1 pseudogene is annotated in these 444 nt (G+C 54.1%); it reads right to left on the bottom strand.

What is annotated here, in order from left to right:
- A pseudogene (locus ACQ76X_RS36310) lies at positions 1-444 on the bottom strand (hypothetical protein); the annotation flags it as partial.

The following is a 444-nucleotide window of genomic DNA, read 5'->3' as shown; positions in this document are numbered from 1 at the left end:
TCGGAGCGCATAAGGGATAGTAAAGTAGGCTACCGGAAAAATCAGTTTGGGAGCCGCCGCCGCCGCCGTTCCAGGTGTACCAGCGGTTTCGCCAGTGGTTGGGCCGGCCGTTTCTGTGGCACTGACAGCTTCAATCATCTGCAGCTGCAGCCCGGCTTGCTCGACCTCAAGGGGTACCTGCACCGTAAGTGGAACAACCTTTGTTTCCAATGGTTTCAGCGTGAGCCCGCTGAGCGCCTTGGCGTTGACCGGAAAAGCTGTACCTTTGGTCGACTTCACGGCAAGCTCGTAGTTCGGCAGGGTCACTGCCTTGTTGCCGGCATTCTTCAGACGTAACTGAAAGGACCATACTCCATGAGCGTCCTCTGAATAAACCGAAGCATTCACCATCTGCATTTCCACTGTATTGCTGTTAATACCGACTTTTTTGACAGCACCTGGATT

The organism is Paenibacillus sp. IHBB 3054 (genome assembly GCF_051594305.1).
GTDB lineage: Bacteria > Bacillota > Bacilli > Paenibacillales > Paenibacillaceae > Paenibacillus_AQ.
Note: the sequence above shows the minus strand (reverse complement) of the source record. Positions and strands in the feature narration are given on the sequence as shown.